The following is a 15,772-nucleotide window of genomic DNA, read 5'->3' as shown; positions in this document are numbered from 1 at the left end:
GGTGCGACTTGCTCCCGGGCAACCTCGCAGACGCAAAAAGGGCGGCCCGGATCACCCGGACCGCCCCCGTCATTTCGGCAAGTCAGTGCAGCTTATGCTGCCGCTGCCTCCCCGTCCTTCTGGCCTTCGACCACGGTCAGGGTGTTGCCGCCGATCGCGATCTTCTTGGGCTTCATCGCCTCGGGCACTTCGCGCACGAGGTCGATCACGAGCAGCCCATCGGCAAGGTCGGCGTTCTGCACGCGGACGTAGTCCGCCAGCTCAAAGCGACGCTCGAACCCGCGCTGGGCGATGCCGACGTGCAGGAACTGGCCTTCGCCATCCTCGTCGGGCTTCTGGCCCTTCACCACCAGCAGGTTGGCCTGCGCCGTGATGTCGATGTCGGCGGGCTTAAACCCGGCGACTGCGAGGGTGATGCGATAGGCGTCGCTGCCGCGGCGCTCGATGTTGAAGGGGGGGTACTTGTCCCCGCCTTGCACCCGGGCCTGGTTCTCGATCATGTCGAACAGGCGGTCGAAGCCGACCATGGTGCGGCGATAGGGCGAAAAGTCGATACGGTTCATGACAAAAATCCTCCAATGAGCAATCTTCGTGTGGGGTGAGGCCCGGGAACCCGGCGCCTCACTAGCGAGCTATCCCCTTGCGGGCGATCGCTCGAACGCCAAGATATGGCAGGCGTCACGCGTTTCAAGTGGGTCTGCAAAAGCAAAAAAGGACAGTGAGTCAGATGGCTGAAAAGGTCGAGATATACACCAAGTGGGGCTGCCCCTATTGCGTCGCCGCCAAGTCGCTGCTCGACAAAAAGGGCGTGTCCTACGAGGAATTCGACGTGACCATGGGCGGGCCCAAGAAGGCGGAAATGCTCGAGCGTGTGCCCGGTGCGCGGACCGTTCCGCAGGTGTTGGTGGGTGGCAAGGCGCTGGGTGGCTTTGACGACATCAGTGCCCTCGACAGCCAGGGCCAACTCGACACCTTGCTGGGGATCTGACCGCCGGCATGGCACGCGCAGCGATCCTTCAGATGACCACGGGCATCGACCCGGCTGCGAACGCCGCGGCGATCGTCGATGCTGTGGCGCAGGCCAAGGCGGGCGGAGCGGCGATGCTGTTTACGCCCGAGATGTCCGGCCTGCTCGACCGCGATCGCAAGCGCGCCGCGGCCGCAATCGTGCGGGAGGACGACGACCGTGTGCTTGCCGCGGCGCGCGAAGCGGCGGCGCGTGAGGGCGTGTGGGTGGCGTTGGGATCGTTGGCGGTCGCCCGCGAAGACGGGCGGTGGGCGAACCGGTCTTTCGTCATCGACGATGCTGGCGAGATCGTGGCGCGCTACGACAAGATGCACATGTTCGACGTCGACCTCGCCACGGGCGAGTCCTGGCGCGAATCGAACGCCTATGCGGCGGGCGAGAGCGTCACGACGGTCGAGACGCCGCTCGGGCGGCTTGGCCTGGCAATCTGCTACGACATTCGCTTCCCCGCGTTGTTCGAGGCGCTCGGCCGGGCGCAATGCGACGTCATCGCCATTCCAGCGGCCTTTACGGTGCCGACCGGAGCCGCGCACTGGCACTTGCTCCAGCGCGCGCGGGCCGTGGAGGCGAGCGCCTACGTCCTGGCCGCAGCGCAGGTCGGGCGACACGAGGATGGGCGGGCAACATACGGGCACAGCCTGGCGATCGATCCGTGGGGCGAGGTGCTGCTCGACATGGGTGGCGACGCACCGGGCGTGGGTTTTGCCGAGATCGACCGCACGCGCATCGCCGACGTTCGGTCGCAATTGCCGAGCCTTGCCAACCGCCGCGCGATCGCCAATTAGGCGCGCGCGATGATTGTCTACGATCTGGAATGCCGCGCAGGGGCGCACAAGTTCGAGGGCTGGTTCGGCTCGTCGGACGACTTTGCGCGCCAGCAGGAGCGCGGGCTGCTGACCTGCCCACATTGCGGCTCGGCGGAAGTCGGCAAGGCGCTGATGGCGCCGCGCGTCGCTCGCAAGGGTAACCAATTGCCCGAACCCGTGCGCGCCACCCGTCCAAAGCGTCCCGTGCCCGAGGCAAATACGCCGGCGCCCGTCGCTTCCGCGCCGCTGCCGCCCGAAGCGGTGGCGCTGATGCACAAGCTCGCCAGCATGCAGGCCGAAGCGCTGAAGTCATCGCGCTTCGTCGGCGAGAGCTTTGCGGAGGACGCGCGCGCCATGCATTATGGTGAGCGGGAGGCCGAGATCATCCACGGCCAGGCGACGATCGCCGAAGCGAAGGAGCTGCTGGAAGAGGGCATCGCGGTTGCCCCGCTGCCGTTTCCGGTCGTGCCGCCCGAGCAGGCGAACTGATTGCCAATTCGGCGCTCGCTGCGTAAGAAGCGCTCGCGTGCGCCCGTAGCTCAGCAGGATAGAGCACTAGATTCCTAATCTAGGGGCCACAGGTTCGAATCCTGTCGGGCGCACCAATCTTTTTATAACGGCTAGTGGCTTGGACAGCCGCAAGCGTGACGCGCCCGCATGCTCGCTAAAGCGTCGTCGTCCCCGCGACGGCAGGCATTCATCTCCAGGTGGCTCTTGTTACGCGAGGTCAGGAAATCCCCGCCGTCGCGGGGATGACGAAGTGAGTGGGTGTGGGCGAGCAGACGGGCGAGTAGGCGGAGTGCTTCGCCCGCCTCAAGCCGCCAAGTCGCGCCGCGACAGCAGTTGCCGCACCCGCGCCGTGTAAGTCCGCCCGATCGGCACCTCCACACCCGTGGTCAAGCCCAGCTTGATCGTGCCGTAGCCGCCCTGGCGAATTGCGCTGATCAGGGACTGGCGCACGATGGCCGAGCGGTGCACGCGCAGGAACTGCATCGGATCGAGCCGGGCTTCCATGCTCGCCATCGTCTCGCGCAGGAGCAGGCTGGTGGTGCGGGTGTGTAGGCGCACGTAGTCGCGCTCGGCTTCGACCCAGTCGATCTGCGCGGCGGGCACGCGGACGAACTCGCCGCGGCGGGGCACCCAGAACTCGGTGTCGTAGGCGGGAGTCGCTGGCCGCTCCTCGGGTTCGGTGCGCAGTGCGGCGATGACGCCGGTCATCTCGGCCATGCGGCTGTCGGCATCGCGGGTTTCGAGCGCATTACGCGCCCGCACGATCGCCGAGCGCATGCGGTCGAACGACACTGGCTTGAGCAGGTAATCGACCGCCGAGACGTCAAACGCCTTCACCGCATAGTGGTCGAACGCCGTCACGAAGACGACGATCGGCAGCACCTTCGGATCGAGCATGGTTAGGCATTCGAACCCGCTCATGCCCGGCATCTTGATGTCGAGCAGGACCACATCGGGCGTGAGTTCGCGGATCATGCGGATGGCTTGCTCGCCATCCTCGGCCTCGCCGGCGATCTCCACGCCATCGATATGGCGCAGCATGGTGGCGTTGCGGCGGCGGGCGAGGGGTTCGTCGTCGACGATCAGGACACGTAAGGTCATCATGCGTACCTCAAGGGAATGCCGAGGTCGACGCGGAAGCCGCGTGACCCTCCCGGTGCGGCGTTGAGGGACCAGCGCTCGCCGAACCGGGTGGCGAGACGCTGACGGACGTTGAGGAGGCCCAAGCCCGTGCTGGTTGGGGCCTCCTTGGAGCTGGGATGCGCATCGTCTTCCACGCAGAGCATCAGCGCGTCGCGGCTGTGCTGCGCGGCGATGCGCAGTTTGGTGGTGCTGGAGGAGCGGGCAACGCCATACTTGATCGCGTTCTCCACCAGCGGCTGGAGGATCAGGCTGGGCACGCGGGCGTCCTGGAGTTCGGCGGGGATGTCGATCTCGACCTTCAGCCGCTCGGGGTAGCGGATCTGCTCGATGTCGAGGTACAGCCGCTGCAACGCGATCTCCTGCGCCAGGGTCACGTCCTCGGACGGGTCGATCCCCAAGGTGGTGCGTAGGAAGGATGAGAGGCCGAGCACCATCTCCTCGGCGCGCTGCAGGTCCTTTTCCCAGATCATCGCCGAGATGGAGTTCAGCGTGTTGAACAGGAAGTGCGGGTTGATCTGATAACGCAGCGCGCGGACCTGTGCCTTGTGGGCCAGCGCTTCGACCTGGGCGAGCAGCCGCTCGCGCTCACGCAAGTCGAACTGGTAGACCAGCGCGAGGTAGAGCGCCGTCCACGAGAAGAACGAGTAGAGCCACAGGAACGCATCCTCGATGAACATGCTCATCGTGTAGGGGCGCAGCGGGCCCTTGTAGGGCATGTCGGGATAGCCGATGCCGTAGTAGAGGATCGCCGTCGTCACCGCACCGTAGATCGCCGCGCCGACCAGCGCCAACGCGCCGGCGATCAGCGCCATCTGCCAGAAGGGCCGGGCGCGAACAGGCCGCAGGACGAGGTGGATGGCGTAGCAAAGGCCTGCGGCGATCACGACAAGCCCCATGCGCCTGGCGAGAACCCCCGCGGGATCCTGCGAGCTTGCCGCCGAGATTGCGGCGAGCACGAGCAGATGCAGGCTCCAGAACGCCGCGATTGACCACACGATCGCGCGACGCCCGGCTCGCGGCATCGGGGATCCGGGTGAGTTCACGGGTGGAGGGTATGGGCAGCCATGACCCGTCAATCGGCGCAGATCGTCGCCTTGTCGAACACGCCCGTCGGTTCAGGCTTGTCGTTCGTCGATTGGCCTGCGGTTTGGCTCAGGCGAGCGCGGGGCCGCTGCCGAACGTGGTGGTGCTGTCCTGAAGCGGTGCGTCTTCCCCGCGTGAGTAGGTGCCGACCAGCAGGCCGGCGGCCAGGACGTTGCCCTTCAAAGCTTCGGCCATACGCGAGCGGCCGGGATTGCTGCCGAGATCGGGCGTCGAGCGCAGAGCGAAAAGCTGGAACACGTAGTCGTGGCTGCCATGACCGGTCGGCGGATCGGGTGGGAGCCATCCTTCGCCAAGGTAGCTGTTGCGACCGACATCGCGCCCGTCGGCATCGCCATCGCCATCCTGTGCGATCTCGCCTTCGGCCAACCGGCGCTCGTCAGGCGGCAGGTTCCACACCAGCGCGTGCACGAGCGGGTTGGGCGCGGGTGCGTCGGGATCTTCGACCAGCAGCGCCAGGCTAGACGTGCCCGGCGGCACCTCGCCCCAGATCAGTGGGGGCGAGATGCCGGAGCCGTCGGCGGTGAAGCGTTCGGGCAACCGGGCGCCATCGGCAAAGGCCGGACTGGACAAGTCGATCCGCTCCACCCCGCTCGCCACGCCGTCCTGAACGATGGCGAGCCTGGCGTGGCCTGCCCGCACGTTGGTGAGCATGGCGCCGAGCCAGTGGGGCACGTGTTCGAGCATGGCTTGTCCGTCCGACCTTTGTTTGTCTTTGCTTACTGGTCCGAGGTCGAGCTGCCGCCTTCTTCTTCCTCGAATGTCACCGCCACGTCGGCGTTGGCCGAGAGGCGCACCTTGTCGCCTTCGATGCCGGCGACGAGGCCCTCGGAGATGTAGTGGTGGTGGCCGCTGTGCGAGCCTGCGCCGCTGTCCGACTTCGTCAGCTTGATGCGGTTGCCGTCCACCTTGTCGACGGTGCCGACATGCACGCCGTCGGCGCCTATGACTTCCATGTGCTCGGTGATCTGAGTGAGGTCGACCATGTGTATTCTCCTGCTTAAGGGTCGCTCAGCAAAACGAGCGAACTTGATATAGGATGCCTGCCCTCGCGGCCATTTCGACGTGGCTGGAGGGCGGGTCGACAGAGGGGTTCACTCGGGCGGGGGACTTTGCTGCTCCGGGTCGGCGCCGGTAGCAGGAACGTCGGTGTTGTCGCCGTCTTCCATTCCGAATCGGGTGGTGTCGGTGTCGCCGGGCTTCGCGGGGCGAGTGGCGTCATCGGGCTTGGCGCCGGTGTCGCCGCTCGTGCTGGTGTCTGGGTCTGCCATGATCGATCTCCTGGTTGTCGAGAGGAGAACGGACGAGATGCGGCTCGGTTGTTCGGAGCCTCGCACAGCAAGGCGCTTGGTCAGCTTGGCGATCATTTGGTGTCAGATCGGTTGCAGTCGGCGGGTATTCGGCACGCTCCGATCAGAATACCGCATCGGCCTGCGCGTCCGGCAGCTTCACACCCAGGATGCGCGCGACCGACGGTGCGATGGATCGCATGTCGACGACGCCTAGGTCGCCACGCCGGCGCAGCTTCGGGCCGGACACGATCAGGGTCGAGCGCATCGCCGGCAAGTCGGGCATGAACCCGTGCATGCCCTTGTAGGATGCCGGCGTCGCGACGGCGGCACGCGGATCGTGTCCGGACTCGTAGCCCGGTTCGAAGGCGATGGTGAGGGCAGCCTCTGCCGGCCCACCCAGGCGCTGGGTCTCGGCGTGGTCCAGCACGCGGGCAATGTGGTAGGCGGGATCCCTCGCCAGTTTGTCGACCAGAGCCGTCGTGCGCGCCAGCAAGGAGGCGTCATCGGGCCTCGCCAGCACCACGAAAGCGGTTCCTCCAGCCAGCCAAGGTTCCGCTTGCCACGAGGCGACCTTGCCGTCCTTGTCGAGCGTGACGAGGCCGGCGGCGATGAAAGGCGCGAACAGGTTGATGTCGGTGGTGATCGGCAGGAAGCCGTGGTCCGACACGACGACCACGGTCACGTCGGGCATCGCCGCGCGGGCGGAAGCGACGAGGTCGCCCACCAGCGCGTCGGTCCTCTCGATCGTCGCGATCGCCTCTGGCGAGCCGGGGCCGCTGCGGTGTTCCTGATGGTCGATGCCCGCGAGATACACAGTGGTGAAGGCGGGCCGTTCGGCGAGCAGGGCTTGCGCGAACTTCACGCGCACGGCGTCGCCTTCCACCGTCTCGTCGATGCCCTGACGATAGGGTCCGAGCTTCGCTTCCAGGCGCGGAAGCAGGCCCGGTGTCGCCAGCGCGACGAGCAGCTTGGCATCGTCGGCGCAGCCGGTGCGCCAGATCTGCGGCAGGTTTGCGTCGATGCCGGTAGCGCCGACGGTCACCGGCCAGTGCACGCTCGCGGTCTTGAGCCCGGCCGCGTGCGCAGCCTGCCATAGCGTCGGCACGCGGATGTCGCTGGCGTACCAGTACCAGCCCTGTTGGTTGGTCGCCTGCGGGTCGAAGGTCAGGTTGTTCGACACGCCGTGCCGCGCCGGCGCAACGCCGGTGACCAGCGTCGTGTGGCTGGGGTAGGTCAGCGTGGGCAGCACGCCGACCACGCCGCTGGCATTCGCGCCCTCCTGCAGCAGCGCCTGCAAGTGCGGCACCTTGATCCCCCGTTCGCCGGCCTTTGTCACGTCGTCGGGCCGAAGCCCGTCCAGCGAAATCATCAGGACCGGCGATGCCTCCGCTGCTCCCGACGCGATCGCCAGCATTGCGAGGGCGGTAGCCAGCACGCGGGTGAAGGTGCGCACCGCCATGGCTCAGAACCCCTTCTTGACCGACACGAAGAACTGGCGCGGCGCGCCGGCGAGCAGGGTCTGGTTGTCGCCGCTAGCCACAAAGCCGTTCGAGCCGATCGTCGCGATGTACTTCTTGTCGGTCAGGTTGGTGACGCTGCCTTCGATGCCGACGCCGTGGAGCACCCCTTCGCCTTGGAACTGATAACCGATGCTGGCATCGATCAGCACGCGCGAGCGGGCGACCACGTCGTTCAGGTAGGTGACGTAGCGCTTGCTCATGTAGTCCGCGCCGACACGGGCCGTGAAGCCGTCCTGATCGAACACCACTTCGCCCTTCAGCATGTGCTTGGGCGTGTCGACCACCGCTTTGCCGTCCGTCGCCACCAGCAGCACGCCCGCGGCGTTGCGCACGTCGTTGGCGTATTCCGAGTGGTTGTAGGAGTAGCTGGCGAACAGCGAGAGCGGCGGCAGGATGCGGTAGTTGGCCGAAAGTTCGGCGCCGTAGGTATGCACGCTCCCCACGTTGTTCAGCGTCGCCGGGTTGCCGATGATGCCCGCACCGTTGGCAAAGGCGAGCAGGCGGTCCGAGAAGTTGACGTAGTAGCCGACCGCGGAGGCCTGAAAGGTGCCGGTGCGAAAGCGCAGGCCGCCCTCGATCGTCTTGGAACGCTCGGGCTTGAGCTCGCCACGGATGGCGTCGAACCCGGCCTGGGTGGTCGAGAACGGTCCGGTCGTGGCCGACGAGGTGTAGGCGCGCAGGTTCTCGGTATAGTCGGCGAACAGCTCGGCCGCGGGCGTCAGCTTGAACAGCACGCCCGCTTGCGGCTGGAACAGGTCACGCGCGGTGATGCGTCCGGTCGCGAGCGGCGACGTGGTGTCGGGCAGCATGCGCGCGGTGTTGATGACGTAGAGGCCCTTCCAGCCCGCGTTCAGCACCAGCCGGTCGTCGGCGAGGTGCAGCGTATCCTCGACGTGGTACTGCAGCGTGTCGGTGCCGTACTTGCCGTCCCACTGCGTAAGGTAGGGGTTCTTCTGGAACTCGAGCGGATCGCGGTTGGGCTCGGCCGTATCGGTCATGCCGTAGAAGCGGCGGGCCTGGACGAACTGGTTGTTCTCGTACCAGCCGCCCACTTCGAAGCGGTTGGCGCCGGTGTCATACGCCAGCGTGGAGATCATGCCGACGCGCTTCAAGCGGTACTCGGTGGTGCGGAAACCGAGCGGGCTCGCCGCGGTGATCGCCGAGCCATCCTGGTTGAATGCGCCCACCGGCGTCGGCGAGTAGGGCGTGATCCACGATCCCTGGCCCTTGTTCTCGTGGTAATAGGTGGTGGTGACGAGCGAGAGTTCCGGCGTCAGATTGGCGTTGAAGGTCACGCCGCCCAGCCAGTCGCGGCGCAGGCCGGCGGCGTCGAAGTAGGCGTCGTCGATCGTGGTATTGGCGGGCAGAGTCGTGCCGACGCCAGCCCAGGGCAGCGGCGCGCCCGATGCTTGCGCGACCTGGTTCTGGTAGATCTTGGCCAGACCCAGCGCGAGCGGGTAGTCGCCGGCGATGTTGTCGATATTCAGGCCGCGCCGGGCGATGATGTCGTAGCTGAGGTCCTGGTAGTCCTGCTCGCGCCGGTCCGAGAAGTTGAGGAAGGCGGTAATGCTGCCGAGCGCGCCCAGGTCCTTGACGATCTTGCCGTTGGCCTGGTGCTGGCGCTGCACGCCGTCGCCCTTCCACTTGTCGGTCGTGAGGTAGGCATAGCTCAGGTAGCCCTTGAGGCCATTGCCGAGGTCACCACTGTCGAGACGGGCGAAGGCACGCCAGGTGTTGTCCGAGCCATAGGTGCCGCCGCCGGTGACGTTGGCGGTGTCGCTGGGCGTGGCGCTGAAGAACTCGATCGTGCCGCCCAGGTTGCTGGTCGATGCGGTGCCGAGCGCGCCTGCGCCTTGCGCCACTTCGGTTCGCGCGACGTTCTCGGAGATGATCGCGCGGCTGATGTGGAGGCCGTTGACGTTGCCGTATGTCATGTCGCCCAGCGGCACGCCGTCGAGCGTGAAGCCCAGCTGGTTCTGGTTGAACCCGCGCAGCGAGATGCGCACAGCCCACTCGTAGGCGCCGAACGGGTCGGAAGCCTGGAAGTTGACGCCGGGCAGCTTCTCGATCGCCTTGAGCGGGCTGGAGCCGGGCGTGAGGCGGGCGATGTCGTCGGCAGTGACGCTCTGCACCTGGCGGCTCTGCCCGAACCCGAGGACGACGATCTCGCGCTCGTCGCTCGCTTCGGTCGAGGTCGGCGCCGGCGCGGCGTCTTCGGCATGCGCCGCCATCGGCAGAGCCGAAGACATGAACGCTGCGCTGGCCAGAATGCGATGTGCAAACTTCATGGTAAACTCCCCGAGCCGCTGTGGCCCAGAGCCCATGAGCGCTGTCGATTACACCTGCGCGTCCATTGGATGACGGAACGATGATAGCGCCGCAGCGTGATGCGCGCGCAGCACGTGCCACGCAGGAAGCGCGGACATTGATGTTGCCGGATGTAAGGTGTGAGGGGCGCTCTTGACGCCTGAAGTCCAACACGCGCGGTGTTGGCTATACATGGTGACCCCTACGAGAATCGAACTCGTGTTTCAGCCGTGAGAGGGCCGCGTCCTAACCGCTAGACGAAGGGGCCGTGAAGCCATGTATCTGTTCCCGCAACCGGCGCACGAGATGGTGACCCCTACGGGAATCGAACCCGTGTTTCAGCCGTGAAAGGGCCGCGTCCTAACCGCTAGACGAAGGGGCCATTCCCGTGCTGCGCCGTTTGCAGGCCCGCGCCTTTAGGCAAGGCAGACATGGGGGTCAAGCAGGTTTCTCATGCGGCAAGGTTATTGTGTGGAGTGGCTTAGTGGCGGCGCCGGCTGGCATGCTTCGACAAGCTCAGCATAGGCGGTATGGCGGGGACTCCGTGGCGGGCCAACAGCTAGGGGCGGTTTACCCCAACACCGCCCAGCCTGAGCTTGTCGAAGGCCGCCCGCGACCTTGGGCTCAATCCGCCCAGGCCGCATCGTCCAGCAGCAGCTCCGCCTGCGGCCGTGCCCCCCAATCGTCGATCTTCGCCCGCCCCGCGAGCCACAGCCGGCGCCCCTGCGAGGCGTGGAGCAGTGCCTGCCCCATTTCGCTCTCGGCCGAGCGGAAGGCGATCGCCTTGATCCGTCCGCCGTCGGGCCCGCTGGCGATCACGCGCACATGGTCGTTGCCGACGACTTCGGCCTTGACCAACCGCACCGGACCGACCGCCACCTTTGGCCCTGGCCACCCCATGCCGAATGGTCCGGCATGGTCGAGCGTCGTGACCAGCTCGGGCGTCAGGCCCCCCGGCGCCAGCGCGAGGTCGAGCAGGATCGACCGGCTCTCCCCCGCCGCGGCGACATCGCGACCCAGCTTGGCATCGAGCCAATCGGCCAAGGCAGACAGCTTGTCCGGCGCGATCGTCAGTCCAGCGGCCATGGCGTGTCCGCCACCGGCAACCAGCAGACCCTCCTCGCGCGCGGCGATGATCGCGGCACCCAGGTCCACGCCGCTGATGGAGCGTCCCGAACCCTTGCCGTGGCCCGCCTCTTCGTCGAGCGCGATGACCAGCGCCGGTTTGCCGGTCTTCTCCTTCACCCGCCCCGCCACGATGCCGATCACGCCGGGGTGCCAGCCGCGCCCGGCGAGCACGAGCACGGCGCGGTTGTGCTGGCTGGCGATCTGCGCCTCGGCCTCTTCCTGCACCGCTTGCTCGATGGCGCGCCGCTCGTCGTTGAGACGCGAAAGCTGCGCGGCGATCTCGCGCGCTTCATCCGGATCCAGCGTCGTCAGCAGCCGCACGCCCAGCGACGATTCGCCCACTCGGCCACCGGCATTGATGCGCGGACCCAGCGCGAAGCCCAGATCGCTGCAAGTCGGCGCTCGCGACAGACGGCTGGCGTCGATCAGCGCCGACATGCCGATGTTCTCGCGCTTGGCCATGACCTTCAGCCCTTGCGCCACCAGCGCGCGGTTGAGGCCGTGCAGCGCGGCGACATCGGCGACCGTGCCCAGCGCGACTAGATCGAGCAGCGCGAACAAGTCGGGCTCGCGGCGCGTCTCGAACCAGCCGCGCCGGCGCAGCGCACGCACGGTGGCAACGGCCAAGAGAAACGCGACGCCGACGGCCGCGAGGTGCCCGTGCCCGGCGGCGATCACGCCTTCGTCCAAGCGGTTGGGATTGACCAGCGCGGCAGCGCGGGGCAGCTCGGCGGCGCACTTGTGATGGTCGACCACGATCACGTCCACGCCAGCATCGTGCGCCATCGCCAGGGCCTCGTGCGCCATGGCGCCGCAATCGACGGTGACGATCAGGCTGGAGCCTTCGCTGGCGATCCGCACCAGCGCCTCGCCCGAGGGGCCGTAGCCTTCGAGCAGCCGGTCCGGGATGTAGTAGCGCGCATCGTGGCCGAGGCCGCGCAGCAACAGGATCAGCAAGGCCGCGCTCGTGGCGCCGTCGACATCGTAGTCGCCATAGACGGTGACCGTCTCGCCGGTCATCACCGCTTGGGCCAGACGCTCGGCTGCCGCGTCCATGTCGCGGAACTCGGACGGATCGGGCAGGAAGGCGCGCAGCGAGGGGGTGCGGTGGCGGGCGAGGTCGTCCCGGTCCACTCCGCGTGAGAGCAGCAATTGCGTCACGATGTCGTCGAGCCCGGCACTGCCCGCGCTCAGGTCCATGTTGCCGCCCCGCCAGCGCCAGGTCTTGCCCGAGAGTGAGCACTCGATGCCGAAAACAGGATGGGAGAGGGAAGCCATGCGTCGCGCCTAGCTTAGAGTATCGGCAGCGGAAAGTCTTGCCCTGCACCGCCCGATCGCGGCACGTGTCACCGCGTGATGCGACGCGTGAAGCCATGTTGACGATCGTCTGGCACAGCCGCACCGGCGGGGCTGCCGGCATGGCGCAGGCCGTCGCCAAGGGTGCCGGCGAGGGGGCTCGACTGATGGCCGCAGATGCGGTGACACCCGACGACCTGCTCGCAGCACGCGGTTATGTATTCGTCGCGCCCGAGAATCTGGGATCGCTGTCGGGCGCGATGAAGGAGATGTTCGACCGCTGCTACTATCCCCTGCTCGGGCAAGTGGAGGGACGCGCCTACGCGACGGCGATCGCGGCAGGATCGGACGGGCACGGGGCGCAGGCGCAAGTCGATCGAATCGTCACCGGATGGCGCCTGCGGCGGGTGGCCGAGCCGCTGATCGTCAACTTCGCCGCGCAGACCCCCGAGGCGATGCTGGCCGAGAAGGTAGTGCCCGAGCCGGCCCTGGCGGCCTGCCGCGAACTGGGTGAGGCCATGGCGGAAGGGCTGCGGCTCGGCATCTTCTAGGCTCGACGCGCGCGCGTCACACGGGCATGGTGCGGCTCTGACGGACGGGGCGGACATGATCGATCAGACAGCACAGCTTGCAGCCGCGGGGCTGTCGTTCCTGTTCGAGCCGGGCGCGCGGCCGGAGGTGGCGACGTTTCAGACGGCCTTGGCAGCGTGCCAGGCGCAGGCGCAGATCACGCGCGAGGAGGGCGACGCGGTCGAGATCGTGGCCAATGGTTTGACGTTCGAGTGCATGGGCCTGGCGCCGGGGGCGGCGAGCTTAGCCGATGCACCGGGCGCGGCTTACGGGTTTGCAGAAGAATCATCGTTCGAGGGATTGGAGGCTGTGCAGCTACACCCGGGCGCGCATCTGTCGGGCGGTCTCACCATGGCGCCTGTGTCTCGAGCGCTACTGGCGCTGGCAGCAGAGTTGGCGGTGAGTTTGCCGGTGCGCGGTGTGATCTGGCACCCGGCCGACGCCGCCATCGAGCCGCAGCGCTTCTCACGCACGGTTCTGGCTTGGTTGGCCGGCGGTGCATTCCCGGCACTCGGGCTGACGGCCCTGACGCGGCTGGGCGAGGGTATCGTCGTGAGCCGAGGACTGAGCCACTTCGCCGGCCAGGAGGTAACGGTGCGTGGTGGAGACGATTCGCTGGCCGTCGCCGTGGGTGCGGTGGATCGCATCGTTCGTAGCGGCGCCCTTGCGTCCGTGACCGAGTGGGTGATCGAAGGCCGCCCGTTTCGAGCCGAGCCCGCGCGCCATGCCGGGCAGATCCTGGTGTGGCCGGCGGATTAGTTTTGGCGGCGGTGTTGGCTGGCGGGCTTTTGACGAGCTCAGCCTGACCTTATCAAAGCGCGCCAGCTAACCTGAGGGCCTAGAACTCCCCAGCCGCGTCCAGAAACTGCGTCAACTTGCGCGGCGCGATCGAACGCCAGGACCGCGCGAGCCAATCCGCGACCGAGTCCCAGTCGGTGTCGCCCAGGTCCAGCCGTAGACCGATCCAGCCATCACCGAAGTACGCGGGCCGGAAATATCGTTCCTCATCCTGCTCGACCAATTGCGCCTGCTCGTCGACGCCGCTGATCTTCACGAGCAGCGCTACCCGGCCGTCGCCATGGTGGTCGGACGAGAAGTAGGCAAACTTCTTGCCCTTGATCACGCCGAAGCAGGGCATGCCATGGCTCACCGTTTCCTCGGCCTCGGGCAGTGCCATGGCGCGCTCGCGCACTTGGCCAAGGATCCATTCGGGTGCGCTCTCGCGCGTGACCAGGTCGGCCAGGCAGCGCGCGTAGAGCTGGTGCTCCGCTATCAGCACGCGGCCCGCGAGGCTGTCCGGCGTGTCCCCCGCCATGATCGCGACGGGCGTCTGGCCCAGGATCGGTCCGCAATCGAGTTCGGCCGTGACCAGGTGGACGGTGACGCCGCCATGGCTGTCGCCCGCGGCAATCGCGCGCTCATGCGTGTGGAGGCCAGTGTACTTGGGCAGGAGCGAGGGGTGGATGTTGACCATGCGGCCCTCCCAACCGGCCACGAAGCCGGGCGTCAGGATGCGCATGTAGCCGGCAAGCGCGACCCACTGCGCACCGCTCGCGCGGATCGCGGCATCCATGGCCGTATCGTGATCCTCGCGCGCCATGCCCTTGTGCGAGAGCGCGTAAGTCGGCACGCCCTCTGCCTCGGCTAGTCGCAGGCCGCCTGCCTCCGGCTTGTTGCTGGCGACCAGTACGAGCTCGAACGGGCAGTCGGCGGCGCGGCTGGCGTAGAGCAGCGAGGCCATGTTGGTGCCGCTGCCCGAGATCAGCACCGCGACTTTCGCGCGTGGCGCGCTCACGATCGCGAGGCCGCGAGGAACAGCATGGTTGTTCCATACGTTTGGCGCGTCATGGCTGGTCGCCCCCCTAGAATCTCGGCACGTATCCTGGCGCACGCCCCGGCTGCATCGCGCTGCCCCTATGCTTTTGCCGTCAGACGGGCAACCCGATGATGCGGGCCCGATGATGCAGGCGCCCTTCAAGCCCAGCCCAGAAGACCTGACCTACTTGCGCCGTCTGGGATGGACGGTGCTGATCGCCGCCATCCTGATGATGGCCTGGCGCGCGTCGGACTTGCTGCTGCTGGCCTTCGGCTCGCTGCTGGGCGCAGTCATGTTCCGCAGCGCGGCTCGGCTGATGCAGCGCATCGGCGTGCGCAACTGGAGCGTGGCGCTGGGGCTCGGCACGCTGTTGGTGCTCGCCGCATTCGGAGCGATCGGCTATCTGCTGACGGTGCAGTTCGGCACGGAGCTGGGCGCCATGCTGGGCAACCTGCCCGGCACGCTGGAGACGATCGAGCGCGGGCTCTCCACTACCCAGGTCGGCAAGGCCGTGGTCCAGGCCGGACAAGCGGCGGCCGGCGGCAGCAAGATCGCCGACAGCTTGAGCGACCTGGTTCGCGGCGCCGGGGAGATCCTGCTGAACTTCGCCATCGTGATCGTGGGCGCCATGTTCATCGCCGGCAATCCCACGCCTTACCGAAATGCCGTCGTCCTGCTGACACCGCCGCCGGGCCGGCCGACGATGGAGCGCGCGCTCGACGAGATGTCGCTGGCGCTGAAGCTCTGGCTCAAAGCGAAGCTGATCACGATGACGCTGATGGCCCTGGTGATCGGCGGGTCGCTGTGGCTGGCCGGGCTCGAATCGTGGGCGGCACTCGGCCTGCTCGGCGGGCTGAGCGAATTCGTCCCCTATGTCGGGCCGGCGGTCGCCATGCTGCCGGCGATCGGCCTCGCCGCATCGGAAGGCGGCGACGTGCTGTGGCAGACGGTGGTCGCATACTTGGCCGTGCGGGTGATCGAGGGGTACATGCTGACCCCCTTTATAAACCGAACGGTCGTGAGCATTCCGCCCGCCTTGACGCTGTTCACGATCCTGGGGGTGGGCGCTGTGTTCGGGGTCTACGGCGTGTTCTTCGCGGGCGCGCTGCTCGTCATCGCTTTCGTAGGCGTGCGCGAGTTCTACCTGCGCGACACCCTGGGCGAGGATATCGACGGGGTGCCGCGGGATTAAACCGTTGGCTCGGGCAGGGGCTTCGACAAGCTCAGCCTGGGCGGTGTAGATGTAAAACCAGCCT

General features: G+C 67.2%; 16 protein-coding genes and 3 tRNA genes. 7 read left to right on the top strand and 12 right to left on the bottom strand.

The window, feature by feature from the left end:
• Positions 1–92: 92 nt before the first annotated feature.
• Positions 93–563, bottom strand: a complete 471-nt coding sequence (locus GV044_RS06925; protein ID WP_159867255.1) for an Hsp20 family protein — start codon at positions 561–563, stop codon at positions 93–95.
• Between the two features lie 164 nt (positions 564–727).
• Between GV044_RS06925 and grxC the strand changes: the two genes are divergently transcribed.
• The 4 genes from grxC (at position 728) to GV044_RS06905 (ending at position 2,438) form a co-directional block, all read left to right on the top strand.
• Positions 728–988, top strand: a complete 261-nt coding sequence (grxC, locus tag GV044_RS06920; RefSeq protein WP_159867252.1) for a glutaredoxin 3 — start codon at positions 728–730, stop codon at positions 986–988.
• 8 nt (positions 989–996) lie between these two features.
• Positions 997–1,812, top strand: coding sequence for a carbon-nitrogen hydrolase family protein (locus tag GV044_RS06915; protein WP_159867249.1), 816 nt, complete (start codon positions 997–999; stop codon positions 1,810–1,812).
• A gap of 9 nt (positions 1,813–1,821) precedes the next feature.
• Positions 1,822–2,322 (top strand): DUF1178 family protein, encoded by a 501-nt coding sequence (locus GV044_RS06910; RefSeq protein WP_159867246.1) that lies wholly within the window; start codon positions 1,822–1,824, stop codon positions 2,320–2,322.
• A gap of 39 nt (positions 2,323–2,361) precedes the next feature.
• Positions 2,362–2,438, top strand: a tRNA-Arg gene (locus GV044_RS06905).
• A gap of 208 nt (positions 2,439–2,646) precedes the next feature.
• On the opposite strand, the gene GV044_RS06900 is transcribed toward GV044_RS06905, so the two are convergent.
• The 10 genes from GV044_RS06900 to recJ all read right to left on the bottom strand — a co-directional run bounded on the left by GV044_RS06900 (position 2,647) and on the right by recJ (position 12,112).
• Positions 2,647–3,444 carry a LytTR family DNA-binding domain-containing protein gene (locus GV044_RS06900; protein WP_159867243.1) on the bottom strand — a complete coding sequence of 266 codons (798 nt, stop codon included), beginning with the start codon at positions 3,442–3,444 and terminating at the stop codon, positions 2,647–2,649.
• Positions 3,444–4,508 (bottom strand): sensor histidine kinase, encoded by a 1,065-nt coding sequence (locus GV044_RS06895; protein ID WP_159867241.1) that lies wholly within the window; start codon positions 4,506–4,508, stop codon positions 3,444–3,446. The genes GV044_RS06900 and GV044_RS06895 overlap by 1 nt, the downstream gene beginning before the upstream one ends.
• Positions 4,509–4,638: 130 nt before the next feature.
• Positions 4,639–5,274 (bottom strand): YbhB/YbcL family Raf kinase inhibitor-like protein, encoded by a 636-nt coding sequence (locus GV044_RS06890; protein WP_159867238.1) that lies wholly within the window; start codon positions 5,272–5,274, stop codon positions 4,639–4,641.
• Between the two features lie 32 nt (positions 5,275–5,306).
• Complete coding sequence (locus tag GV044_RS06885) at positions 5,307–5,573, bottom strand: DUF2171 domain-containing protein (RefSeq protein ID WP_159867235.1); 267 nt, start codon at positions 5,571–5,573, stop codon at positions 5,307–5,309.
• A 108-nt stretch (positions 5,574–5,681) separates the two neighbouring features.
• Entirely contained in the window at positions 5,682–5,858 is a 177-nt protein-coding gene (locus GV044_RS06880) for a hypothetical protein (RefSeq protein WP_159867232.1), read from the bottom strand.
• A 142-nt stretch (positions 5,859–6,000) separates the two neighbouring features.
• Entirely contained in the window at positions 6,001–7,338 is a 1,338-nt protein-coding gene (locus GV044_RS06875; protein WP_159867229.1) for an alkaline phosphatase family protein, read from the bottom strand.
• Positions 7,339–7,341: 3 nt separating this feature from the next.
• Positions 7,342–9,687 (bottom strand): TonB-dependent receptor domain-containing protein, encoded by a 2,346-nt coding sequence (locus tag GV044_RS06870; protein WP_159867226.1) that lies wholly within the window; start codon positions 9,685–9,687, stop codon positions 7,342–7,344.
• A 212-nt stretch (positions 9,688–9,899) separates the two neighbouring features.
• A tRNA-Glu gene (locus tag GV044_RS06865) sits at positions 9,900–9,974 on the bottom strand.
• Positions 9,975–10,013: 39 nt separating this feature from the next.
• Positions 10,014–10,088 (bottom strand) — tRNA-Glu (locus tag GV044_RS06860).
• 242 nt (positions 10,089–10,330) lie between these two features.
• Positions 10,331–12,112, bottom strand: coding sequence for a single-stranded-DNA-specific exonuclease RecJ (gene recJ, locus GV044_RS06855; RefSeq protein WP_159867223.1), 1,782 nt, complete (start codon positions 12,110–12,112; stop codon positions 10,331–10,333).
• 140 nt (positions 12,113–12,252) lie between these two features.
• Here recJ and GV044_RS06850 point away from each other — a divergent pair, with 140 nt between their 5' ends.
• Both GV044_RS06850 and GV044_RS06845 read left to right on the top strand, forming a co-directional pair.
• Positions 12,253–12,681, top strand: a complete 429-nt coding sequence (locus GV044_RS06850; protein ID WP_159871022.1) for a flavodoxin family protein — start codon at positions 12,253–12,255, stop codon at positions 12,679–12,681.
• A gap of 55 nt (positions 12,682–12,736) precedes the next feature.
• Complete coding sequence (locus GV044_RS06845) at positions 12,737–13,459, top strand: hypothetical protein (protein ID WP_159867220.1); 723 nt, start codon at positions 12,737–12,739, stop codon at positions 13,457–13,459.
• Between the two features lie 79 nt (positions 13,460–13,538).
• Here GV044_RS06845 and purN read toward each other — a convergent pair whose 3' ends face one another.
• Positions 13,539–14,495, bottom strand: a complete 957-nt coding sequence (gene purN, locus GV044_RS06840) for a phosphoribosylglycinamide formyltransferase (RefSeq protein ID WP_256377247.1) — start codon at positions 14,493–14,495, stop codon at positions 13,539–13,541.
• A gap of 163 nt (positions 14,496–14,658) precedes the next feature.
• Between purN and GV044_RS06835 the strand changes: the two genes are divergently transcribed.
• Complete coding sequence (locus GV044_RS06835; protein ID WP_159867217.1) at positions 14,659–15,708, top strand: AI-2E family transporter; 1,050 nt, start codon at positions 14,659–14,661, stop codon at positions 15,706–15,708.
• Positions 15,709–15,772 lie beyond the last annotated feature (64 nt).

Origin of the sequence: Novosphingobium sp. 9U (assembly GCF_902506425.1) — a bacterium.
Classification (GTDB): Bacteria; Pseudomonadota; Alphaproteobacteria; order Sphingomonadales; family Sphingomonadaceae; genus Novosphingobium.
The sequence above is the reverse complement of the archived record's forward strand: the minus strand, read 5'-3'. Positions and strand labels throughout refer to the sequence as shown.